11 protein-coding genes and 1 tRNA gene are annotated in these 24,297 nt (G+C 51.8%); 7 read left to right on the top strand and 5 right to left on the bottom strand.

The window, feature by feature from the left end; translation table 11 throughout:
• The first annotated feature begins 78 nt into the window (after positions 1–78).
• The 4 genes from F4Y64_04570 to F4Y64_04555 all read left to right on the top strand — a co-directional run bounded on the left by F4Y64_04570 (position 79) and on the right by F4Y64_04555 (position 7,613).
• Positions 79–1,650, top strand: coding sequence for a sugar porter family MFS transporter (locus F4Y64_04570; protein ID MXX96873.1), 1,572 nt, complete (start codon positions 79–81; stop codon positions 1,648–1,650).
• A gap of 1 nt (position 1,651) precedes the next feature.
• Positions 1,652–2,974, top strand: coding sequence for a hypothetical protein (locus tag F4Y64_04565; protein MXX96872.1), 1,323 nt, complete (start codon positions 1,652–1,654; stop codon positions 2,972–2,974).
• Positions 2,922–6,389: a hypothetical protein gene (locus F4Y64_04560; GenBank protein MXX96871.1), complete on the top strand. Its 3,468-nt coding sequence runs from the start codon at positions 2,922–2,924 to the stop codon at positions 6,387–6,389. Before F4Y64_04565 ends, F4Y64_04560 begins: the two co-directional genes overlap by 53 nt.
• A gap of 129 nt (positions 6,390–6,518) precedes the next feature.
• Entirely contained in the window at positions 6,519–7,613 is a 1,095-nt protein-coding gene (locus tag F4Y64_04555; GenBank protein ID MXX96870.1) for a beta-lactamase family protein, read from the top strand.
• A 163-nt stretch (positions 7,614–7,776) separates the two neighbouring features.
• Here F4Y64_04555 and F4Y64_04550 read toward each other — a convergent pair whose 3' ends face one another.
• From F4Y64_04550 to F4Y64_04540, 3 genes are all read right to left on the bottom strand, one after another.
• Positions 7,777–11,877 (bottom strand): S8 family serine peptidase, encoded by a 4,101-nt coding sequence (locus tag F4Y64_04550; protein ID MXX96869.1) that lies wholly within the window; start codon positions 11,875–11,877, stop codon positions 7,777–7,779.
• Between the two features lie 67 nt (positions 11,878–11,944).
• Positions 11,945–14,995: a glycosyl hydrolase gene (locus F4Y64_04545; protein MXX96868.1), complete on the bottom strand. Its 3,051-nt coding sequence runs from the start codon at positions 14,993–14,995 to the stop codon at positions 11,945–11,947.
• A gap of 416 nt (positions 14,996–15,411) precedes the next feature.
• Positions 15,412–15,484: transfer RNA gene (locus tag F4Y64_04540), tRNA-Ala, on the bottom strand.
• A gap of 245 nt (positions 15,485–15,729) precedes the next feature.
• Here F4Y64_04540 and acnA point away from each other — a divergent pair.
• Entirely contained in the window at positions 15,730–18,444 is a 2,715-nt protein-coding gene (acnA, locus tag F4Y64_04535) for an aconitate hydratase AcnA (GenBank protein MXX96867.1), read from the top strand.
• On the opposite strand, the gene F4Y64_04530 is transcribed toward acnA, so the two are convergent.
• Entirely contained in the window at positions 18,411–19,985 is a 1,575-nt protein-coding gene (locus F4Y64_04530; GenBank protein MXX96866.1) for a hydantoinase B/oxoprolinase family protein, read from the bottom strand. The genes acnA and F4Y64_04530 overlap by 34 nt on opposite strands.
• Positions 19,975–22,011, bottom strand: a complete 2,037-nt coding sequence (locus F4Y64_04525; protein ID MXX96865.1) for a hydantoinase/oxoprolinase family protein — start codon at positions 22,009–22,011, stop codon at positions 19,975–19,977. The genes F4Y64_04530 and F4Y64_04525 overlap by 11 nt, the downstream gene beginning before the upstream one ends.
• Positions 22,012–22,336: 325 nt before the next feature.
• Between F4Y64_04525 and F4Y64_04520 the strand changes: the two genes are divergently transcribed.
• The gene (locus F4Y64_04520) at positions 22,337–23,272 is read left to right on the top strand and encodes an outer membrane beta-barrel protein (GenBank protein MXX96864.1); all 936 of its coding nucleotides are present in this window, start codon (positions 22,337–22,339) and stop codon (positions 23,270–23,272) included.
• Between the two features lie 134 nt (positions 23,273–23,406).
• Positions 23,407–24,264 (top strand): DNA repair protein RecO, encoded by an 858-nt coding sequence (gene recO / locus F4Y64_04515; protein MXX96863.1) that lies wholly within the window; start codon positions 23,407–23,409, stop codon positions 24,262–24,264.
• Positions 24,265–24,297: the final 33 nt, after the last annotated feature.

Raw genomic sequence — 24,297 nt, 5'->3', positions numbered from 1 at the left:
TCGTACATTTCTCCGATGTACCATTACGTACACCTTCCTTGACTGAACTGAACCCTAACGCTTCGTAGCGCCAACACCATGAAAAACAATCTTTATGTCGCAAGAACTGCCCTCATTGTTGCTTTGGGTGGATTCCTCATGGGCTTCGATGCTTCCGTCATCTCTGGAGTTGTTGGCTTTATTGAGGTCGAATTTGCTCTTAGTGATTTGGAACTTGGATGGGCAGTCAGCTCGTTGACACTTAGTTCAACGCTAGCCATGTTGGCAGCCGGACCACTCAGCAATCTGATCGGTCGGCGCAGCGTCCTTTACTGGGCGGCTGTCCTTTATGCTGTTTCAGCGATTGGATCTGCTATGGCTCCCTCCTATCTGATTCTGGTGATCGCCCGCATGGTTGGAGGTCTGGGAGTTGGTGCATCGCTCATTATCGCCCCGATGTACATTGCAGAAATCTCTCCGCCCCTACTTCGGGGACGCATGGTATCATTCAATCAACTCAATATCGTGATTGGAATTACCGTCGCCTTTTTTACGAATTATGTCATTTTGGAACTCGGTGATTCGACTGCTGCCTGGGCACAGGAAATGAATTTCGGCCCGTGGAACTGGCGCTGGATGCTGGGTCTGGAAACACTTCCCGCTGTACTCTACTTTTTTGCGCTTTTTGCGGTACCTGAAAGTCCCCGCTGGCTTGTGATGAAGGGGCGTGTCACCGAAGGACTGGCAATCATGACGCGGGCAAGTGGACCCGATGAAGCAGAAAAAGATCTGCAAGAAGTACAGGCTAGTCTGGATGCAGACGCGGCGAAGGATACGGTTGGTATTGCTGCTTTGTTTGCACCGGCACTAAAGCTTGCACTCCTCATCGGAATTGTAATTGCCGTTGTGCAACAAATTACAGGAATCAATGCCGTGTTCTTTTACGCTCCTATGATCTTCGAGCAGTCGGGGATTGGGACGAACGCCTCTTTTGTCCAGGCGATCCTGGTTGGCATCGTCAACCTAGTCTTTACCATTGTGGCCATCGCTCTGGTTGATCGACTGGGGAGAAAGCCGCTGCTTATTTTGGGGCTTACAGGAATCACCATCGCCATGGCGGTACTGGCCTACGGATTCTATAGCGCCAGCTACACGCTACCTGTAGACGTCGCTCTCCCCGCCGCGATCAATCAGCAGGCCCTTCAGGATATAGTTGGCGTAACCTTCAACTCTGACGTTGAGTTCAAGCAAGCACTTGAAGCCGCACTGGGGCTTTCTGCCGCAAGAGAATTTGAGTCCGATCTGATTGCAGCAGCTATCAGCATGAACCCGATCCTCATTCTGACCGGCATCTTGGGGTTTGTCGCTTCGTTTGCGGTTTCCCTTGGCCCAGTCATGTGGGTACTTTTCTCAGAACTCTTCCCAAATCGGGTACGCGCACTGGCGATTTCATTTGTTGGACTGATCAATTCCGGCATAAGCTTTACCGTCCAACTGATTTTCCCATGGGAGCTTGCCAATCTGGGTAGTGCTACAACATTTCTCCTATATGGGATCATGGCTGCGTTTGGCCTCGTTTTTGTCATCCTTGTTCTTCCTGAGACGAAAGGACGCTCCCTCGAATCCCTGGAGTCCCTCCTTGCAGGAGAACCGAAAACTGAACCCCAATAGTATGTTTTATCGAAGTCTTATCTCCCTTTCCGTGTTGCTCCTCTTCGCGCCTGGGGCAGACCTTCTACAGGCACAGGAACCCGCTGTCGTGGAAATCCGCCAAGTGGACGGAAAATATCATCTATTCAAAGACGGGACCCCTTTCTACATTCATGGAGCGGGTCTCGAATTCGGAAATGTCGAGGTCCTAGCCGTGCACGGAGCCAATTCCTTTCGTACCTGGCGTACGGATAATGGCCAAAGCAGTGGCATAGAAGTACTTGACCGGGCCCATGCAAACGGGTTGATGGTTACGATGGGGATTGAAATTGCCCGTGAGAGACCTGGGACTGGACGCGGCATATTCAACTTTGATTATGGCGACTCTGCGGCGGTTGCCGCCCAATTAGAGAGGGTTCGAGAGGAGGTCATGCTCTATAAAGATCATCCCGCCCTGCTGATGTGGGGAATCGGAAATGAATTAAATCTAGGAGCATCAAACCCACTGGTCTGGGATGCAGTGAATGATATCTCCAAAATGATCCACGAAGTGGACGGGAATCACCCGACACTGACGATGCTTGCTGGGATCCATCCCGAACTGATTCGGCAGATCAAAACTCGCGCACCCGACCTGGACCTGCTTGGGATTCAGATGTACGCCGATATTGTCAATTTGCCACGTTACCTCAAAGAATCTGATTGGACCGGTCCTTACGTCGTGACCGAATGGGGAGCAACAGGACATTGGGAAGTCGCGACCACATCTTGGGGGGCACCGATTGAAAACAACTCCACGGTCAAAGCAGACTGGTACGATCGACGCTACGAAATTGCAATTGTACCCGACACCACTCAATGCGTTGGTTCTTATGTATTTCTCTGGGGGCAAAAGCAAGAGCGCACAGCTACCTGGTATGGCATGTTTATGCCAGACGGAGACAAGACCGCCGCGGTTGATGTCATGGAGCACAAATGGACCGGTTCATGGCCATCGAATCTGTCCCCCAGGATTGATTCCTTTACACTCAATGACATGGAGGCAAATGCCAGTATTGAATTGACTGCAGGCATGGAGGCATCCAGCACCGTCATCGCGGCCGACCCTGAAGGGGATCCACTCAGCTATCAATGGGGTGTTCGGCCCGAAGCCACGGAGGTGGGCCATGGTGGGGATGATGAAGCCGAGCCACCCCTCATACCTGATCTGTTCATAACCGTTAATGACGGACAGGTCAGTTTTAATGCGCCGGCGAAACCAGGCGCCTATCGATTATTTATTCATATTACCGATGGCCAAGGAAGTGCGGCGCACGCCAACATCCCGTTCCTCGTCACAGAATAGTGACTTTCAGGGCATCTTTGCCGGGCACACTAAGCTGTACCCTAGCCGCGGCACATGCTCCGGGCAGTTCGTTGAGCGCTACGGGGAATCCTGGTACAGGATTTCAAATTTTGACCAACTGGCCCCATTCCTGATTACGCTGGCCAGCATCGGAGATCACTGGCTTTTCATTTCCAGCACGGGAGCGTTGACCGCTGGGCGCCGAGACGCAAATCATGCGCTCTTCCCCTATGTGACTGACGATAAGCTTCATGATGCGGCGTCCCATACCGGGAGCGTCACCTTGGTACGCATTGACCGTTCCAACCGAACCATGCTTTGGGAGCCATTTAATTCCGGGCAACGTGGGTTATATCGAATTGAACGGAATCTATACAAGAATGCTGCCGGCAATAAACTGTTATTCGAGGAGTTCAACCGAGATCTCAGTCTCCGTTTTTCCTACAGTTGGCAGTGTGTCAATACGTTTGGCTTTGTTCGCCGTGCTCGGCTGGAGAGTACCTGGCATTTACCCATGCGCATTAGCGTACTGGATGGAATTTCCAATATTCTCCCTTCCGGGGTCAGTGTGGAACTCCAAAGATCTCGTAGCACACTGGTTGATGCCTATAAAGTGAGTGAGTTGGAAAAACAAATCGGCGTCTTTTCGCTGAGTTCATTGATCGTTGACCACCCAGTTCCAGAGGAAGCATTACGAGCTACTCTGGTCTGGCAAAACGGACCGCGCCCAAACTCAATCTTGCTGTCTACAGCACAATTAGACACCTACCGAGAGGGGCAACAACTCAGTACAGAAGATTCAATCCTTGGCCGGCGAGGTGCGTACTTGGTCGAACGTAATCTTCGTCTCACAAAAGATCGCGCTGTGTCCTGGGATTTGATTGCAGATGTGGATCAGCATGTGGGGAATCTGATTGAGTTACAAACAGCTCTGGAGAAATCCTCCACACTCGTCCGTAAGCTGCGTCACCAGGAGCAACAGGATACCACCGATCTTCGGAAACTCATTGCAGGTGCGGATGGTCTGCAAAAAACCGCGCAAAGCATCCAAGATCTGCGACACTATAGCAATACACTGTTTAACGCGATGCGGGGAGGGATCCCCCTCCGCGGATATCATGCTGATAAACAGAATCTGATCCGTTTCGTGTCTGTGCGTAATCGCAACCTTGCATCTTCTCCCTATCTGGAAGCTCTGGAGGACAGCATCGATCTTTCGCAACTATCTCCCCCGGAAGATCCTCAATTATGCAGACTGATTGCTGAATATTTGCCGCTGGCATATAGCAGGCGACATGGGGATCCGAGCCGCCCCTGGAACCTGTTCGAAATCCGCACACACAACGAAAACGGGGAACTGCTATTGGACTATTCGGGGAACTGGCGGGATCTATTTCAGAATTGGGAGGCTTTGGGGAGGTCCTATCCCCGGTACTATTCAGCGATGCTGACCGCCTTTGTCAACGCCTCTACAGCCGATGGATATAATCCATACCGGATTGGACGGAGTAGTGTGGACTGGGAGATCCCTGATGAAACTGATCCATGGGCCTCCATTGGGTACTGGGGGGATCATCAACTCACGTATCTGCTCTGCCTGTTGGAATGGGCGCATGCGCATGATCCAGATACTCTTGCGCAACTCATGGATCTGCGCATCTTCAGTTATGTGCAAATCCCCTACCGACTTGCTGATTATGATCAGATCCTTGCCGATCCAAAACATTCCGTAGAATTTGACTGGGATTTACACAAGAAACTATCCGCCCGAGTGCTGGAAACGGGATCGGATGGATACCTCCTGCAGACCCCCGAGGAAGAACCGGTTCTTGTAACGCTTGCAGAAAAGCTCCTCGTTCCCGCCCTCACCAAGCTCTGTGCAATGGTACCTGGAGGAGGGATCTGGCTTAACACGCAGCGCCCCGAATGGAACGATGCAAACAATGCCTTAGCGGGCTGGGGCTGTTCCCTAGTAACGCTCTTTCATTTGCACCGATATCTGGAGTTTGTTGGAAATTTGTATCAGACCGCAGGAAAATCCTATTTGGTTTCTCCAGAGGTTTCTGGCTGGCTGGATGAGGTCCAACATGCATTAGCCGTCTGCGGTAGCGTATCGAATTCCTCCGACCGATTTGAAGCGATGGATGCGTTGGGAAGTGCTGCATGCCGATATCGTGCAACCCTGTATACCCAGGGGCTCCAGAAAGAGCCCCTCTCACTGGATGCCTCCGCCTTGGCAGGTTTCTGTGCGCTTGCCCGTGAAGCGATCCAACCAACGATTCAGAAATCTATTCGGGAGGATGGTCTTGTGCACAGTTATACCGTGTTTCATTCCCGACCGGATAAAACCATTGATGTTGAAGCACTGCAGCTCATGTTGGAAGGACAGGTGGCTGCTCTGGCCTCAGGCAGTCTCAATACGCAGGATGCACTGAATCTGCTGAATGCGCTCAGGAATAGCCCCCTCTACAATAATCGACATGGCAGCTATCTGCTTTATTCTGATAAAAAACTGCCAAAATTCAGTCTACGCAATCATATTTCTCCGAACGACGTCGTGCGGCTTTCATTGGTGAGGAAGTTGATCCAGAACGAGGATAACCGCCTCATTAGCCGGAATGCTACCGGGCAATACTACTTCAATCCAGCGCTGGTGAATGCCGTCGAATTGGACAACTTAATGGAGACCTTGCAGAACGAAGGCTATAAAGTCACGGCCGACAGTCGATCACAGATTCTCGCACTCTACGAAAAGACTTTTAAGCACGCATCTTTCACGGGACGGTCCGGTCGATTTTTTAAGTATGAAGGTCTTGGTTGTGTTTACTGGCACATCATCTCCAAGCTGCTCCTAGCGGTACAAGGCACGTTTTGGAAAGCAGTCGACACAAACGCTCCGGCGGGCTCCCGTAAGGCACTTGCCAGACATTATTACGAAATCCGCAATAGCTTGGGAGGAAGTCAGCCACCTGCCAAATATGGTACATTCCCCCAAGATGCATATTCGCACACTCCCGGTTGGGGAGGTGCACAGCAGCCAGGCCTGACCGGGCAGGTTAAAGAAGATATTATTTGCCGTTGGGGTGAATTGGGAATTCGTATTTCAGATGGAATCTTGAGCATCAATCCTGAGCTGCTTCGTAAGTCCGAATTCTGCCAAAAACGCGAGCTATTCAGTTGGTATGATATAGATGGTACGCAACAGTCATTCCAGTTGAGTGCCGGTAGCCTTGCATTCACATATTGCCAGGTTCTCTTCGTCTATCATCTTTCAGAGACCCCGCTTCTGATAATTCGAGGAAAAGATTCTGCAGAGAGACCAGACCTGACCCTCTCGCATGAGGAAAGTTCAGCATTGTTTGGGCGCACAGGCGCAATTACCCGAATTGATGTCCATCTGACCCCGGGCGTTTAGTGCTGTGGGAAGGCATGGGAATTCCTCCGCAACAATAACCTGCACGGAGACTGGTCGAAGTCAACATCTTCACAGTCAACCAAGATCAAAACAAAGCGTATTTTGCCCCTACTAAATACAAAATCAACAATGAGTTTTCTACGCTATCTACTGCTGCTGCTGATACTCGTACGGAATGCCACAGCACAATTTGCCCAACTTCCAGATCAATATCGGTCTGCTGCTGATTCTGCCTATGGAATGATTACCCAGACCTGGCAGGAGCAGAAATTCCCGGGAATGGCCGTAGCTGTGGCGGTCAACGGGCAATTGATCTGGTCCGATGCGGTTGGTTTTTCAGACCTTGAACAACGGGTACCAATGTGGCCACACAGCCGCTTTAGGATCGCAAGTATCTCCAAACCTCTCACGGCTGCGGCAGCAGCCAAACTCTATAGCCAAACGAAATTGGATGTTGACGCAAGTATTCAGGAGTACGTGCCGAATTTCCCCCAAAAACGCTGGACCATTACCACACGCCAGCTTGGTGCACATCTTGGAGGAATTCGAGGATACCGGCCAGGCGAAATGCTCTCCGCCGTACCCTACTCCACCGTTGAAGATGGGTTGGATATTTTTTCGGCGGATACCCTGCTGCATGAACCTGGTACGAAGTATCTCTACTCCAGTTATGGATGGAACCTGATCAGCGCAGTGATTGAGGGAGCAGCCCAAGAGCCGTTTCTGGACTATATGCAACGGGAGATCTTCCTTCCATTCAACATGCTGGATACGGTGGCGGATCACCCAGACAGCCTGATTGTGCATCGCGTCCGGTTCTATGTCCGCACCCAGGACGGAACCCTACTGAATGCCCCCTATGTGGATAATAGCTATAAATGGGCTGGTGGTGGCTTTTTATCTACCCCGATCGATATTGTACGATTCGGAATTGCCCATCTGGATACGTCCTTCTTCGACCAGAATGCTAAAGAACTGCTGTTTACCGAACAGCAGACCACTGCCGGTGAACCTACCGGATACGCTTTCGGGTGGCGCGTGGAAACCCGTTCCGATCACCTTCGCTACTTCAGTCATAGTGGAGGAGCCATTGGTGGGACCTCTCTTCTTGTCATTCAACCGGACACCGGTGTCGTCGTTGTTGCCATGGTGAACATGAGCAATGCGAACCTGGACGTGGTTCAGCAGATCGTGTCCCTATTTGTTGACCAATCGCAGAGTTGAATCCGCCAGCACAATAGAAAAAGAGATCCTGGCGCAGCAAGAACGACCCGGCAGAATACCTATTCTGCGAAGATCCGTAAAATTTAGGGCCGCGGGTCGGCCATAGATTCCCTGTATGTATCCAGTTGGACTCACTGAAGCAGTATCTACGCCCGCACATTCATTACCGCACACGCAGGAAGCGGCCGGCTAGTCTTCGAATTCCCACCGGCGATTCTGCTTGAATCCGATACACATACAGGCCCGAGGGCAATGCCGAACCTTCAAGAAGAATGCTCTGGCTCCAGCCCGCAACCAGATCCACCGGGGGCAGAGAAAGTACGCGCCTTCCCATCACGTCAAATACCTCCACGTTCAGGGTGGCGGGCCAGGGAAGGTCAACGACGAGGCGCGTGGATTCTCGAAATGGGTTGGGGTAATTTCCTTGGACCGTAAATGATTCCGGCAGCTCTGCCTGCTCCGACGCGACTGGGCTAAAGACTTCAATTCTGAACATCAAGCTATCCGTCACCCCGATGAAATCGATAGCTTTGAAGGTAAAAGGCATCGGACTTGAAGTAACCACCGTCGGCGTTCCACTGATCGTACGTGTAGATGGATCATACATGAGCCCCCATGGGAGGGATATGGGAGTTATAACGTACGTAATTGGTGAAATGCCTCCCATGGCTTCTGGCAGAATCAGCGGAGTAATGGGCTGCGTACGCGGGTACGATTGATCCGGGATATCATCGGCAAAGTGTAATGCTATACATGTTGGTCCCGAGTGACTCGGGATACTGTTCAGCCACGTCTGAAACTCATCATCGCCGGGAGCACAAAGGTTTTGGCCACCGAAGTCGATTACCTCAAGACTATCCAATTTCATCAAGCTCCTTGGAAGCCGTCCCTTTACGACATTCCCCTCTAAGTTCAGCCGCCTCAGCCGCGAAAGATTCCCGAGTTCGGGTGGGATTGGTCCAGAGAGGGAATTGTTAGACAGGTTTAGGTCCTCCAGCTGCTTGAGGTTCCCAAGTTCAGATGGGATTGATCCGGAAATAGAATTGTTCTCCAGTCTCAAGTCCTTCAGTTGTCCGAGGTTCCCAAGTTCGGGTGGGATTTCACCAGAAAGAGAATTGTTAGACAACCACAGCGCCTCCAGTTGCGTAAGGTCACCGAGTGTGGATGGGATCGGTCCAGAGAGGGAATCACTCTCCAGTCTCAAATCCTTCAAATTGTCGAGGTTTCCTAGCTCGGGCGGGACCTCCCCGAAGAGAGAATTGTCAGACAGCCACAGTCTCTGCAGTTGTTGAAGGTTTCCGAGTTCACGTGGGATAGGCCCGGCAAGAGAATTGCCAGACAGGTCCAAGTCCTCCAATTGCTTGAGAATCCCCAGTTCGGGTGGAATCAGGCCAGAAAGAGAATTTCTATGCATCCACAGCGTCTGCAGTTGTTCGAGGTTCCCAAGTTCGGGTGGGATCGACCCGGTAAGTGAATTGTCCCAGAGCCACAGCCCCTCCAGTCGTTTGAGATTCTTGAGTTCGGATGGAATCGACCCGGAAAGTGAATTGCCAGAAAGGCTCAGCCTCTGCAGTTGTTCGAGGCCCCCGAGTTCACGTGGAATCGGTCCAGAAAGAGAATTGCCCCGCAGGCCCAGCACCTGCAGTTGTTCGAGATTCCCGAGTTCGGCCGGGATCGTCCCGGAAAGAGAATTGTTCTGCAGTATCAGCGTCTGCAGTTGGTCAAGATGCCCGAGTTCAGACGGGATCTCCCCGGAAAGAGAATTGCCCGCCAAGCTCAATATCCATAGTCGTTCAAGGTTTCCGAATTCGGATGGAATCGATCCGGTAAAAGAATTATCCGCCAAGCTCAGAATCCGCAATTGTTCAAGGTTCCCAAGTTCAGACGGGATCTCCCCCGAGAGGGAATTGTTCTGCAGCCACAACTCCTGCAATTGCTTGAGGCTCCCGAATTCAGGGGGGATTGGCCCGGAAAGGGAATTGCTAGAGAAACTCACCCCCTGCAATTGTTCAAGATTCCCGAGTTCAGGTGGAATCAACCCAGTAAGAGAATTACCCCGCAGGCTCAGCGCCTGCAATTGTTCAAGATTCCCGAGTTCGGATGGGATCGACCCAGTAAGCGAATTGTCCCGTAGTATCAGCCTCTGCAGACGTTCGAGATTTCCGAGTTCGGGCGGGACCGGCCCAGAGAGTCCCTCATTCTCGAATAAACCGAGAATTCGTAGGTTCCGCAAGTTCTCAAGTGCGGGCGGCAATGTTCCTCTGAGATTATTGTTTTCCATGGACAACTCGACCACGAGTCCCTCACTGAGCGAGACACCAAACCAGTCGACCAGTTCCTGTTCGCTTGGCACCGTCGTGATATCCCAGTTGTCATTCTTCACCCAGTTATCTCCGTCTGTCGCGGTGTAAAGCGCGCTCAGACCTTGATGTACCAATTCTAGCTGCTGGTTTACGCGAAGCGAAATCATGTCCGCTACATCTTCAAAGGCTCCCTCATGAACATGAGTGAAGAATCGCACGCGCTCGTTGGCAGGGGCATCGGGCGCTACAGTGAACTCGAAGACCACTTCTGCTGAGTCACCGTTATCTAGACGGCCGACCTCAACTTCCGATGTAGTCAACCGCACAAATGAATAGGGCTCGGCTCCGACAAGTCCCACTCGGAGCTGATTGGCATCGACAAGATGGTTGGCTAATGTCATTGTGATGGTCACCCGGTCACCGGGCTCAATGATGCGGTCTCCGTCATTGTCTTCCCATGACCAATGGCTGAGACGTATGGCGGGCACAGTAGGTCTCCGAACTGCCGCCAGTGCATCGACAAATCCCCGGCCCAATTGACCAGCAACCTCGGGATTATCGTCGTCTATGCTCTTGCTCGCCAACCGCACCTGCTCCCGCAGTTCATCTGGAGAGAGGTTTGGGAACCGTGTCTTTACCAAGGCAGCCACGCCAGCCGTCAGAGGAGACGAAAATGATGTGCCGTTGATGCGTACATATCGATTGTCTGATCCGGTGGTAATGATGCTGACCTCTGGAGCAAAGACATTGACCAGCTTCCCATAGTTGGAGAAACCTGCCTTCACGCGCGTTTCCTTCTCTGTGGCTCCTACCGAGAGAACACGTGGATGCCTGGGCGGATAGTCACGGAACACATCAATACTATAATTCCGATTGCCAGCCGCGGCTACAACCAAGGCACCCATGTCTGTTACTAAGTCAAGCACCTGATCAATATTCCTCAGCCTTTGATCTTCCGCCACTAAACCACCCCAGCTTGCATTGATGATATCGGCACCGTTTATAGCCGCATAAAGAACGCCTGTATAGCCAAAGCAAATAATATCATCGAGTTCGGCCCTTCCACATCCCGCGTTGATGTGCATCAACTCTGCATTCCAAGCTGCACCGGCTACCCCCGTATTGTTGTTGGTTACCGCACTAGCCGATCCCGCAACTGCTGTGCCATGCCTAGCATTGCCAGGAGTCTCGGGCATTCCTGTTGGATCGTTATTGGTATCATCCCGGTTGGCAAGGTTTATGCCGTGCACATCATCAATGAATCCATTGTTATCGTCATCAATCCCATTGCCTGGAATTTCATTCGTATTCGTCCATACATTTGCCCGAAGGTCCTCATGTCGCCATTCGCCCCCTCCGTCCACGATCGCGATCACCACCTTTGGGGTACGATCTGAACCCCTCACAACGTTCCAAGCGTTGGGGAGCTTCATAGCTTGCAGTTCGGTCTGGAGATTGAATCCGGGATCATTTGGATCGATGTACTCCCAGTGGACTGGCCCCGAGGTTCGATTCACGGGTATTGGTTCTGCGTAGATGACGCCGGGGGCAAAAGCCAAGTCCTTGGCAACTCGTTCAGGGACCACATCGGCGCTGTAGCGTACATAATACGAGCGGCGCAGCGCCAACAGATTATTTCGCGTCTTAGGAGCCGGCTCTACACGATCCAGAAATGGGTACATGCGCTCAATGGTGTGCACTCCGTAGGCAGCCGCTTTGCGGTCAAAGACCTGTAAACCCGTTGTGGATGTCTTGCCGGGAAAGTAGATTCCGTCCTCGAATTGAACCACCACGACATGGGGCACGACCTCCGGGACGTTCTGGGCCAGTGCTCTACCAGTGCAAAAGAATAGAACAAAGGTAAGCCCTAACGTCAGCAGAGAGAATGATTGGTGGATCTTCATGGTCATACAATGAATGACGCGAGCACTGAACGTTAGATCTTGTCCTGGCTTCGGCATTCAGGCCTACACCGGATCCCGTTTCACGGTCAACCTAACCCGCCCCCTTTTCAATCTTTGACCAAAATTATTTTGATTCCAGGTTGATAGCCGGAATGTTTTCCTGCCATATCATCTCATTCAAGGCAGGTACATCCGTCTCAAATATGACCTGAAGGGCCTCCAGCTCAACATCTGTTTGCCTCACTAGCTCATCACGTACCTCGACCGCTTGATCGGTCGGCCGAAAATCACCAATCGCTGCGTTCGAGGCAACCGCTGCCAGTTTATTGTTCAACCGGATTGGAAAATTCAATGGATCCTGACGACTCTGATTTTTCGTTTGATACAACATCTCTTCAATTGCTGTGATCTTCTTAATCAGAGCTTCAGCAGCATCTTTGATGTCTGCATGCTCTTCATCCAAGTTGGAAATAACCCTACGAATCTGACTACGTACAGTGCGGATATCCTTGATGGCCCGATGCATCTCACTGAGCTTGTCCCGGATTCCAATCAGAAATTCAAACTGCATCTGCAAGTCCTCGACACTGGAGCCTGAGCGTGGATCTTTGCGCAACTCAAACGTTGTTTCCAGTGAATCCTCTCCGGCGACAAGTCGAGCGCGATATGTCCCTGGCGCTGCCCTGGGACCTCGGACATTCCCCGCCCACATAATCAGTCCATCAAACGATTCTGCATCTTCATAGCGTGTATTCCAACTGAACACGTTCATTCCGGCTTCTATTTGGAGATCGTCTCCGCCTGCACTGAAACTTTTGATTAGGGTCCCGTCGGACTCGAGGATTTCAAGTTTTGTCGTACTTGAATCAGGAGATTCGTTGAACCAGTAACGCAAATTCACACTTGCACCAGTCCGCCAAGTGAGGTCCGAATCATAGAGCCACATGGAGGAAGAGGCGGGTATGTTGGGTAGTTGGTGTAATGGAGTCACATCCTCCATAATCCAAAATGACCGCCCTTGCGTAGCGACGATCAGATCGTTCTCTTTCCAGTCCAAATCCGTTATGGGCACAATCGGTAAATTCTGTTGGAATGAATTCCAGTTCTGCCCGTCATCAAATGAGATATACAGGCCTGATTCGGTTCCGGCCCATAGGAGTCCGGGATGCACATGATCCGGTTGAACTGAACGGGTAAAGTGCTGAGAATCAATCCCATCAACAATCAACTCCCAATCCGCACCGTAATTTGTGGTCTTGTAGATGTATGGAGAGAAATCGTCAAGCTTGTACCGCGTGCCTGCGAGGTATGCCGCGCCTTCTTTCATGGGATGAGCGACCAGCTCATTGATCTGCATCCACTCCGGCATCCCTTCTGGCGTTATGTCTGTCCAGGTATCTCCGCCGTCGCGGGTAATATGAACCAATCCATCATCTGAGCCGACCCAGATGACCTGAGCATCATGCGGACTCTCTGCCATCGCGAAAATCGTGGCATAGTACTCCACTCCTGTATTGTCTTTCGTAATCGGGCCTCCGCTTGGGCCAAGCTTTGTCGAATCTGCACGGGTCAAATCTGGACTCATCATCTCCCATGATTGCCCTTCATTTGTCGTTCGGAAGAGGTGATTTCCGGCCGCATAAAGTACATTATGGTCGTGCATAGAGAAGACGATGGGAAAATTCCACTGGAACCGGTACTTCATACCCTCAGCGCCGTGTCCCATTGGATTATCCGGGTACACATTCACGGCCCTCCGTTCCCCGGAGTCGTGATCCACGCGGGTCAGATACCCACCATAGGATCCTCCGTACACGATCTGTGGCTGATCCGGCTTGGGGGCTAGCCAACCACTCTCACCACCAGCGGTCGGCTCCCATTCCCGCTCATTGCGGCCATTGGAAGTATGGAGAATGCGTACGGTTGAATTGTCCTGCTGTGCACCAAGAATGCGATACGGAAAGTGGTTGTCTGTGGTCACGCGATAAAACTGTGCGGTGGGCTGGTTGTAGTAGGTGCTCCAGTTTGCCCCGGCATCAAAGCTCACCTGCGCCCCGCCATCGTCTGCAATGATGAGATGACTAGGATCGTCCGGATTAATCCACAGATCATGATGATCGCCGTGAGGGGTCTGGATACTCGAATATGTCCTCCCCCCATCTTTCGACCGCCAGAACTGTACATTCACCACATACACGATGTCTTCACTGCCGGTATCTGCATAGATCCGCGTATAATACCAAGCACGCTGGCGCAAATTGCGGTCTTCATTGATCTTGTGCCATGTCTCACCTCCATCGTCAGACCGGAATACACCACCCTCCGCGGCCTCAATAATCACCCAGATCCGGTCTGGGTTGACTGGAGAAATAGCAATGCCGCTGATGCCAAGCGTGCCAAGCGGCAAGCCGTTATCCTTCCCTGTAATCTCCTTCCATGAATCTCCTCCGTCAGTAGATTTCCAGATCCCACTTCCTTCTCCTCCACTTTCCAGACTGTATGGCGTTCGAATCACGCGCCAGGCACTTGCATACAGGATTCGTGGGTTGGATGGATCCATCGCAAGATCTACAAATCCGACTTCATCATTAATGAAAAGAATCTTTTCCCAGGAATCACCGCCATCAAGCGATCTGTAGATTCCTCGCTCTTCATTGGGACCGGACAAATGCCCCATGACCGCAGCATAGACATGGTCTGGGTCTCGGGGATGAATACGGATTCGTGGGATTCGGTGACTGTCTGACAGTCCCTTGTGCTCCCATGTGCGACCGGCATCAAGAGATTTATATACCCCATAACCATGGGACACATTTCCTCGCACCGTTTTTTCTCCGCCACCAACATAGATTACATTCGGATCCCAAGTACTGACTGCAACGGCGCCAATACTGCCTCCGAAGTAGCCATCAGATATATTTTCCCAGGACGCTCCACCCGTTGTTGACTCCCACACTCCCCCACCGGTAGCACCAAAGTATGCCTTCATGGGCTGACCTGGAACTCCAGAAACCGCCGCTGACCGCCCACCTCTGTAGGGACCAACACTCCGAAATTCCAACGCACTATAGTAAGTTGAATCGTAAGGCTGGGCAGATCCAGGTATCGACCAGAATGGTATTAGTAATAGAGTGATCAATCCCAAGGCGGATTGCAGTATTTGGTTACGCAACATCGTTAAAGTGTCTGAAGTCAACTGCCTAAAATAGGCATTTAGCGATAGTCCTACCCCATAATATGTCATGAATCATGCCCTTGAGTTAAAATTTTGTGACCAAGAAGAGCCCGAAGAGCATAATTTTGGGAACAACCAAATCAAGATGCCCTTTTTCTTGCCTGTCTGGCTTGACGAAGAGCTTGAGGAACCACTCGGCGACCTGAGGGAAAACCAATCATTCGTGACGAGTTCTCGGACGTCATGTACGACGTGCGCAATGAATCAAGGCATCCCAAGAATGATCTGGCCCGATTTTGAGCCCTACCATTGTCTCTTAGCGTCTTTCAGCACGTTACCGAGCAAGCGTAGTAATACAAACTCTACCGGTCTCCTCCCACCACATATCTGCCACGCGTTACCTTCAACCTTCCAAGTGGAGCTAAGCGGAGTCGAACCGCTGACCTCCTGAGTGCGATTCAGGCGCTCTACCATCTGAGCTATAGCCCCTGGAGTTGCGGCGGGTGTACGATTTTTTTTCTCTTCGGATCCGTACAAATCGCCGAAAACGATGACGAATCACTGTACCAGTGCCGTATTGGATCCTGATCAACACGGACACTCTACCTCACGGCAAACTGGAATTACCCTCTTATATACCTGATCTGGGGGACCAACCCATACAAGAATCAGCAAACCATCTGCCCTGAAAATCGTTGACTTGTTCTCACTCTGCTGCCAATATCAAAGTAATCATGAGCGTATCCATACCCACCAAAACTAAAGATCATTTCGGGACTCGAACCTCTTTCGAAACCCCCGATGGATCTGCATGGATGTATCGCCTTGATTCACTCAAGGTAGCCGGGTATACGCTTGATCGACTCCCTTACTCAATCCGGGTCATGCTGGAAGCGGTTCTGCGTGGCTGTGACGGATTCACTGTCACCCCCGAAAATGTGGAGCAACTAGCACAGTACAACCCCAAAGCTCCCCTCCGCGCAGAAGTCCCCTTCTCACCGGCGCGGGTCCTGTTGCAGGATTTTACTGGTGTGCCCGCCGTGGTTGACCTTGCCGCGATGCGCAGTGCAATGGCACGTGCCGGTGGTAACCCGTCCGCAATCAACCCGCGTGTGCCCGTACACCTGATTATAGACCACAGTGTTCAGGTTGACTACTATGGGATCCCCGACGCGTTGCAGCTCAACTCTGATCATGAGTTCCGGCGCAACCAGGAGAGATATGAATTTCTACGCTGGGGACAGCAGGCATTTGACAATTTTTACGTCGTCCCCCCTGCCAGTGGCATCTGCCATCAAGTAAACCTGGAATATGTCGCTCGCTGCGTATGGACAGCAGATGAAGGTCAAGACATCGTGGCATTCCCGGATTCATTAGTCGGCACAGATTCTCACACCACTATGATCAATGGACTAGGTGTTGTGGGATGGGGTGTGGGTGGAATTGAAGCCGAGGCCGTCATGCTCGGCCAACCCATCTATATGCTGATGCCGGAGGTGATTGGCTTCCGTCTCACCGGCTCACTCCCAGAAGGAGCAACTGCGACCGATATGGTCCTTACGGTTACACAAATGCTGCGCAACTACGGGGTCGTTGGCCGCTTTGTCGAATTTTTCGGCCCAGGGATCCGGGCGCTTTCCGTACCTGATCGTGCTACGATCAGTAACATGTCTCCCGAATATGGCGCGACCATGGGATTTTTTCCCATTGATGAGGTGACATTGGGATATTTGCGACGCACAGGTAGAGAGGAGAACCTGATTAAATTGGTGGAGCGCTATACGAAGGAGCAGGGGCTATTTCTGACCCCGGATGCCCCAGAGCCACAATACCTGGACATCTTAACGTTGGATTTGGGAGATGTGGTTCCAAGTGTTGCCGGACCGAAGCGACCGCAGGATCGCATTCCGGTCCCTGACTTGGGTCAATCTTTCCGCACCTCTTTTACTGCACCTACTGGACCGCAAGGGTTTGGACGTCAACCGGCAGACCTGGAGCACCGCGTCGAATCAGCTGACCTCCCGGATCCACTTCGCCACGGGGATGTCACCATCGCCGCTATCACTAGCTGCACTAATACCAGCAACCCCAGCGTCATGATTGGTGCAGGATTGGTTGCAAAAAAAGCGGTTGAACGCGGACTTAAAGTTGCCCCGTACGTCAAAACCAGCTTGGCACCCGGATCCCGCGTGGTGACGGAATATCTCCAAAACGCCAACCTGATGCCCTATCTGGCTCAATTGGGCTTTGATCTGGTTGGCTACGGGTGCACCACTTGTATTGGAAATTCTGGCCCCTTACCGGAGGCAGTAAGCAGTGCCATCCAAAAGGGAGACCTGGTGGTTTCGGGAGTTCTAAGTGGCAACCGCAATTTTGAAGGCCGGATCCATGCTCTGGTCCAGGCAAACTACCTTGCTTCGCCACCCCTTGTCGTCGCCTACGCGCTGGCAGGAACCGTGGACATTGATCTTACCCGTGAACCCATTGGGAATGATCTTGCCGGTCTGGAGGTCTATCTACGGGACATATGGCCGACTGAGGAGGAGATCGCTGAAACCATCGAATCCTCTATCACACCAGCGTTGTTTCTCGACGAATATGGTGGCATCGAAACATCCAACGATACGTGGAATGCGATCGAAATCCCGAGTGGCTCTATCTATGACTGGAACGCTGATTCAACCTATATCCAGGAGCCTCCTTTCTTTGTCGGCCTCACACGTGAAGCCGCCGCTGTGTCTCCAATCAAGGATGCACGCGTCCTAGCAAAATTAGGCGATTCAACTACGACGGATCATATCTCACCGGCAGGTGCAATTCCACGGGAATCCCCTGCTGGCATCTACTTGAGTGAGAATCAGGTTCTGCCACGCGACTTCAACTCATTTGGAGCCAGACGCGGGAACCATGAGGTGATGATGCGTGGTACTTTTGCGAATATCCGCATCAAAAACAAACTCGTTCCCGGCACAGAAGGTGGCGTCACACGGTGCTTTGCCAGCGGTGATGAAATCATGCCCATCTACGATGCAGCGATGCGCTATCAGGAAGCCGGAGTCCCTCTCATCGTTCTGGGAGGAAAGGACTATGGAATGGGATCCAGCCGGGACTGGGCCGCAAAAGGAACGGTCCTTTTGGGAGTCAGAGCCGTCATCGTGGAGAGCTTTGAGCGGATTCATCGCTCGAACCTGATCGGAATGGGAGTGCTACCCCTGGAATTTGTGGATGGCGAAAATGCAAACACGCTGGGACTCGATGGCAGTGAATCCTACAGTCTTGTACCGCCGCAGGAAGCCGGTACTACGGTAGATGTTGTGGCTGTGCGCACCAACGGAGAAGAGGTCCACTTTCAAACACGGTCCCGACTGGATACCCCTGTTGAGGTCGAATACTACCGCAACGGGGGAATTCTGCACTACGTACTGCGCGAGTTTCTTGCCGAGGAATGACCTCCGCCGCCAGGCGTCTCAATGCGAAGACGGGCTCCGGCCTCTAGCCTGCGTGTAAATTGGCCCGGAAGGTTGGTTTTCTGCCCGTCCGCGGAGATGAGAATATTTTGCCCCTTCCGACCCGGAGCACCACCGTGGAGTCCCCAGGGTGCATGGCGGCGGCGTTCGCTGAGCATAGTCACCGTTGCCTCCTTCAAAAGCTCGTACTCTCGCACGATTCCGTCCCCACCGCGAAATCTCCCCTCTCCTCCACTGCCCTTGATGAGTGCGTACTCGTTAATCCGAAAGGGGAACTGCATCTCCAAGGCCTCAACAGGTGTGTTCAGCGTGTTGCTCATATGTACATGCGCACCACTTAAGCCATTCGCGTCCGGTGCTGCCCCCATCCCTCCACCTAGTGTCTCATAGTAAGCATACGTGGTCCCATCCAGATGCCTCCCTCCGATCGTCACATTATTCATCGTGCCCTGACTTGCAGCAGGGATCTGTTCCGGTAACGCCTGTGCCAGAGCCCCGAGAACGACATCCGTGATTCGCTGAGATGTCTCCACGTTGCCCCCTGCGACAGGCGCTGGTCTTGACGCATGGACCAGCGTATCCTCGGGGGCCGTCACATGGATCGGCAAAAAACAACCTGCATTCACTGGCACATCTTCCTTGAGAAGGCACAATACGACGTAGTAGCATGCCGATGCCGTGACAGCCAATACAGTATTTAATGGTGCATCCAATGTTGGATCCGTGCCCGCAAAATCAAACGTGACCTCGCTACCAAGAATTTGAACCGAGGCTCTGATGAATGCATCCTGGCCATCCCGCAATTCCAGCTTATCCTGAAATTTATAGATCCCATCGGGCCAGGTTTGAATTGCAGCCCGCACCAAATTCTCGCTGTATTGCTGCAGATAGGAGCTATACATACAGACCTCTGTCTGCCCATACTTTTCCAATAGTGACTGAAGACGCTGCTCTCCGACTGCATGTGCAGCTCGCTGAGCAGCCAAATCTCCACGCCTCTCGGCGGGGGTACGTACATTGGCAAGTACCACGCGAAGCACACTCTCATTTAATTTCCCCGCCTCGTAGATCTTGATCGGCGGAATGATAATTCCTTCCTGAAAAAGCTCCGTGGACAGAGGAAGCGACCCTGGACTCATCCCCCCGACATCCGCATGATGGGCCCGGCTGGCAACGAAGAAAACCGGTTCGTTACCTGCAAAAACAGGCGAGATCATGGTAATATCCGGCAGGTGGTTGCCCCCATCAAACGGATCATTCAGAATTACGACATCTCCTGGACTCCATTCAGCAAAGGTCCGGAGCGCTGCTTCACAACTCGCAGGCATGGCCCCAAGATGAACGGGTATATGGGCTGCCTGGGCAACCATATTCCCCTGACCATCAAAGACTGCACAGGAATAATCCAGACGCTCCTTGATGTTGGGCGAGTATCCGGTACGCTGCAGAGTGACCCCCATCTCATCGGCAATACCGACGAGTCGATGGCGATAGATTTCTGTCAGAATTGGATCAATCATCATTACGGATCCAGTCAAGATGGAGATTTTGCGATTGGTCAACCATCACACTCCAATCAGAAGAAATCACCAACGTCGAATCATACTGAACGACCAAAGCAGGTCCTTCAAACCTGTACCCTGCGTGCAGGAGATCCCGGCTTAGAAGAGGGACCGTCAATGGCTCATCCGCTGTAAAATAGACGGGAGTATGCGGAGCATCTGCTAGGCTGAGGGAGCGATTTACTGCGTCTTTGTTCGGGGATGGAATCTTTTGCGATTGGGCGATACTGGCCTGCAGTCGTACCGCGACCGATTCGACAGGTAACCCCGGCGTAGAATATCCATAACGCGCATGATGGGCAGCATGAAACGCCTCCCCTGCTGCATCAATGTTCTTCAAAGTAACGGGTAAACTAAGGGGCACGGTGAGTTCGTAGCTCTGCCCGGTATAACGCAAATCAAGGCTACAATCCAATTGTGCGGCATCTGAATCCAGCCGGGATAGGACGACAGATTCCAATTGATTGACGACAGCCTTCAATCGTCCGGGGTTCGCAGCAAGTTCTGCTAACGGAAGCAAAAGTGCCTGCGACGCATCGCTAGTGATATCTGCCATCAGAAGCCCGAATGCACTGAGAACACCGGGGTAGCGCGGAACCAGGATCTTCTGAACTCCTAACGAACGCGCAATCGCGCACGCATGCAGTGGTCCGGCCCCTCCGAACGGGACCAGCACATGTGATCGCGGGTCGTACCCGCATTCCACCGACACACATCGCAGTGCCCGCTCCATGGTCGCATTTGCAACCCGCAGAATCCCCAGTGCAGTTTCTTCTACAGAAAGCCCGAGAGACGCTCCCAATCTTGCAATTGCCTTACGTGCCAACTCCGTGTCCAGTACGCGTGAGGATTTTCCACCAAGAAACTGGGATGGAATCAACCGTCCTAGTACGAGGTTGGCATCTGTGACCGTGGGGACTTCGCCTCCTTGTCCATAACAGACCGGACCTGGTACGGCCCCCGCACTTTGTGGACCTACACGCAGTATACCGCCTGCATCTACGCGGGCCAGACTTCCCCCACCTGCCCCCACGGTATGAATCTGTGTAGCGGGTAACCGGAGTGGAACCTCACAAACAACACTTTCAGTTGTTTGAGGAATCCTGCCAGGACACAATGCTACATCCGTACTAGTCCCCCCCATATCCAGCGTCATGATTTGTGGTTTGGTGGTTCCCAATGCATGCTTCGCCAAAGTAAATGCTCCGACCACGCCTCCTGCGGGTCCACTCAAGACTAGCCGGGCCGGTTGCGATGTCGCCTGTTCAGCGTCCAATGTTCCACCGCTGGACTGCATCACTTTCAGAGTCCTGCCTTCAAGCACGCGTCCAAGGTGTGTTAAGTAACGCATCACCAGAGGGCGAACATACGCATTCACTACCGTAGTTGTCGTTCGCTCGTACTCCCGATACTCAGGCAGGAGATCAACGCTGAGTGAGAACGGCACCCCCGAGAGTTCTTCTTCCAACAGGTCTGCAATCAAGCGCTCGTGCACATTATTCAGGAAGGAAAAAAGCAGGACTACCGCCACGCTTTCCACACGTTTTTGTTTGAGAACCTGCAATAGCTCGCGAAATGCAGAGACATCCAATGCCTTCAGGATCTCACCGTTATGGTCAATCCGCTCGTCTACTTCAAAGCGTAATGATTCGGGAATTAATGGGGAAGCTGCTGGCTGCGAAAACTCATATAATTGAGGGCGATTCTGCCGGCCGATTGCAAGTACATCCGCAAACCCCTGTGTCGTAATGAGTGCCGTGCGAGCTCCACGCTGCTCCAGAAGCGCGTTTGTTGCAATGGTTGTACCATGCATGACTGGTGCTTTGGAGTCTACTTGAAGTATGTCCATACCTCGTAGAATTGCTTGACTTTGATCCTCGGGAGTCGTCGATACCTTGTAAACTGTAAGCCCGTGGGCATCCAGCACTACAAAATCTGTAAAGGTCCCGCCTACGTCAATTCCAATACGCTGACCATTCGCGTGCATTATCTAGCCTAGCTATAGCGTAGCATGATCTAAAGGTACTACTGCAATCGTTGTGAACCGGTGAAGAACGTTTCGCTTACTTGAGGTTCATTCAAGAATATCCAGTCGTTGACCCGTTTTGCAACCGAGCGTGTAACCCCTAACTCATACTCAAGTTACAGGCCGTTAACTGCCCAATATCCAGGAATACATCGCCTTCAGGTGCCTGAGCTTCAAGAGGAATTTTGCTACAGCTCCCACCTGCAAAAACAGTACTTTTCAAAAGGCACAAATTATTCGGATTCTCCGTTGTATTATGTGTCTATAACCATTTTTTGAGACTTCAATGAATTACGGAAAAAGGATCGTGTATTGGGGAACGTCATTCTTCGTAATCTCCCTTATGTTAACCGCAACTTCGTGGGCGCAGCAGACCGCAAAATTTTATATTGGCGGTTCTGCCGGACCGTCCTGGTCTCCCAATGTTACGGTGATAGGAGATAGTAACGACCGCAGCAGTATCTGTGATGAATTCATTAACCCGCTGTATGCCCTATTGCCTGAGTGCACCGTCCCTAATCGTGGGGAAGGCGACAATTGGTCTGTACCATTTGATGCCACCTGGGGAGCTTTTGGCAGTGCCTTTGTAGGATATCGTCTTTCTTCCCTTGTTCGCGCAGAATTGGAGTACCTTGTACGGATCAGTAACTATGGAGAGCGATCTCCTGTCGTCTCAGCAGCGGGTGTAAATTTGGACAAGCTCAACAATGAGCTTTTTATTGCTGAGGAATGGCTAGGAACGGTGTCAACGCTCGGGCTCATGGCAAACGTGCATTTTGATCTGAATATGATTGACGGGCCCATTTTGCCTTACTTGGGAGTGGGGATTGGGTTTGCGAATACCAAGGTTGACTATGGAAGCGTCTGGTCAAGAAGCCCAAACCCTGACGATATTCGTACCGGACGGGACCAGCCCAATGCTGAGGAGATTGCTCGGAATCTGGCAGGTGTGGCCAGCAGTGGACATGTTACAATGGAAAATACTCTACTTGCGTTCCAGGCGATTGCTGGTGCGGAATATTTTGTACATGAACGCGTCGCGTTTGACTTTCGGGCTCGCTTGTTGTTGTCACAGGAATTCAGTGGAACAATTGTCTGGGACCCACTGCGGAGCCACGTCCCGAATCTGCGTAGAGACGGGAGCGAACCCGTCGATGGAATAATGAGTTCTGACGATTTCTCCGCTGTGGTGCTGAGCTTCGGAATGAAATATTTTTTCTGATTCGCAGCAGTGATTGAATTTATCACCCCAGATGATAATCTCTCTGAGTTTACACTCAATGTGTGACTCATTGCTTTAACCTGGGGATTCGGTCCTACCCGGTTCGTGTACGAGATCTTTAACACAACCCTGTCGTGCACCGTGAGAGCGGGGATTTTCTGGCGTATGCAAACGCAACTAAGAAAGATGGACAACTTCAGGTATATGTGTACATTGAGAGGAATCAGTCTTTCAGGATAGCCATGCTGGTTCGTACTGAGGGCATTGTACTGCGATCGGTCCCCTACAAGGAAACTTCCCGACTTGCCACGTTATACACGAGGACGCTTGGGAAACTGACGCTCATTGCGCATGGAGCCCAATCAATCAAGAGCCGCTTTGGGGCAACCCTTCAGCTACTTTCACATGTCCAAGCCGTCATTTACACCCGTCCCACACGATCTATTCAAATCCTGTCAGACTGCTCACATGTGAGGGTTTACAACGAAATCACCAGTGATTTAACGAAAGTGGCTATTGGGCAGCGCATCTGTGAGCTCGTACTGTCGCTCACCGAAGAAGGCCAAAATTCTCCTGAAATTTTCGACCTTCTCGTCCGAGTCATGAACGCCTTGGACAGTCCGGACGTGGATGCCGTTTTGTTGAAACTGTATTTCCAGATTCAATTGATGGAATTGCTAGGTTTTGCACCTGCTTTTAGCCGGGAGTCGGTCGAGGAAATTGCCGAGTCAGGAGGATACCTATTACTGGAGAATGGCACGATCACAAGTCAGGCAATAGATGATCTGTCCACATTATTTGCTTCCAGAAGCGTACTGAGAGCCTTTGCGATTCTGCATCGTGCTGACTTTGACATTATTTTACGCCTAAAACTCACCGCCGCTCAGCGTAAAGAACTCCATACACTGGTCACCACGTTTATGCGATATCATGTACCGGACACCTATCCGGTGCGTGGCCAAAAGGTCATTGACCAACTCTTAGGGTCGTAGAAAGGGTCAGTCGAAACAGGTGAAAGTAATTCG

It is taken from the genome of Rhodothermaceae bacterium (genome assembly GCA_009838195.1).
GTDB lineage: Bacteria > Bacteroidota > Rhodothermia > Rhodothermales > Bin80 > Bin80.
Note: the sequence above shows the minus strand (reverse complement) of the source record. Positions and strands in the feature narration are given on the sequence as shown.

What these genes read in the sequence shown, in the direction of transcription:
- F4Y64_04570 (MXX96873.1), top strand. Translation starts at nt 79, where the DNA reads ATGAAAAACAATCTTTATGTCGCAAGAACTGCCCTCATTGTTGCTTTG.
- F4Y64_04565 (MXX96872.1), top strand. Translation starts at nt 1,652, where the DNA reads ATGTTTTATCGAAGTCTTATCTCCCTTTCCGTGTTGCTCCTCTTCGCG.
- F4Y64_04560 (MXX96871.1), top strand. Translation starts at nt 2,922, where the DNA reads ATGGCCAAGGAAGTGCGGCGCACGCCAACATCCCGTTCCTCGTCACAG.
- F4Y64_04555 (MXX96870.1), top strand. Translation starts at nt 6,519, where the DNA reads ATGAGTTTTCTACGCTATCTACTGCTGCTGCTGATACTCGTACGGAAT.
- F4Y64_04550 (MXX96869.1), bottom strand. Translation starts at nt 11,877, where the DNA reads ATGCCGAAGCCAGGACAAGATCTAACGTTCAGTGCTCGCGTCATTCAT.
- F4Y64_04545 (MXX96868.1), bottom strand. Translation starts at nt 14,995, where the DNA reads ATGTTGCGTAACCAAATACTGCAATCCGCCTTGGGATTGATCACTCTA.
- acnA (MXX96867.1), top strand. Translation starts at nt 15,730, where the DNA reads ATGAGCGTATCCATACCCACCAAAACTAAAGATCATTTCGGGACTCGA.
- F4Y64_04530 (MXX96866.1), bottom strand. Translation starts at nt 19,985, where the DNA reads ATGATGATTGATCCAATTCTGACAGAAATCTATCGCCATCGACTCGTC.
- F4Y64_04525 (MXX96865.1), bottom strand. Translation starts at nt 22,011, where the DNA reads ATGCACGCGAATGGTCAGCGTATTGGAATTGACGTAGGCGGGACCTTT.
- F4Y64_04520 (MXX96864.1), top strand. Translation starts at nt 22,337, where the DNA reads ATGAATTACGGAAAAAGGATCGTGTATTGGGGAACGTCATTCTTCGTA.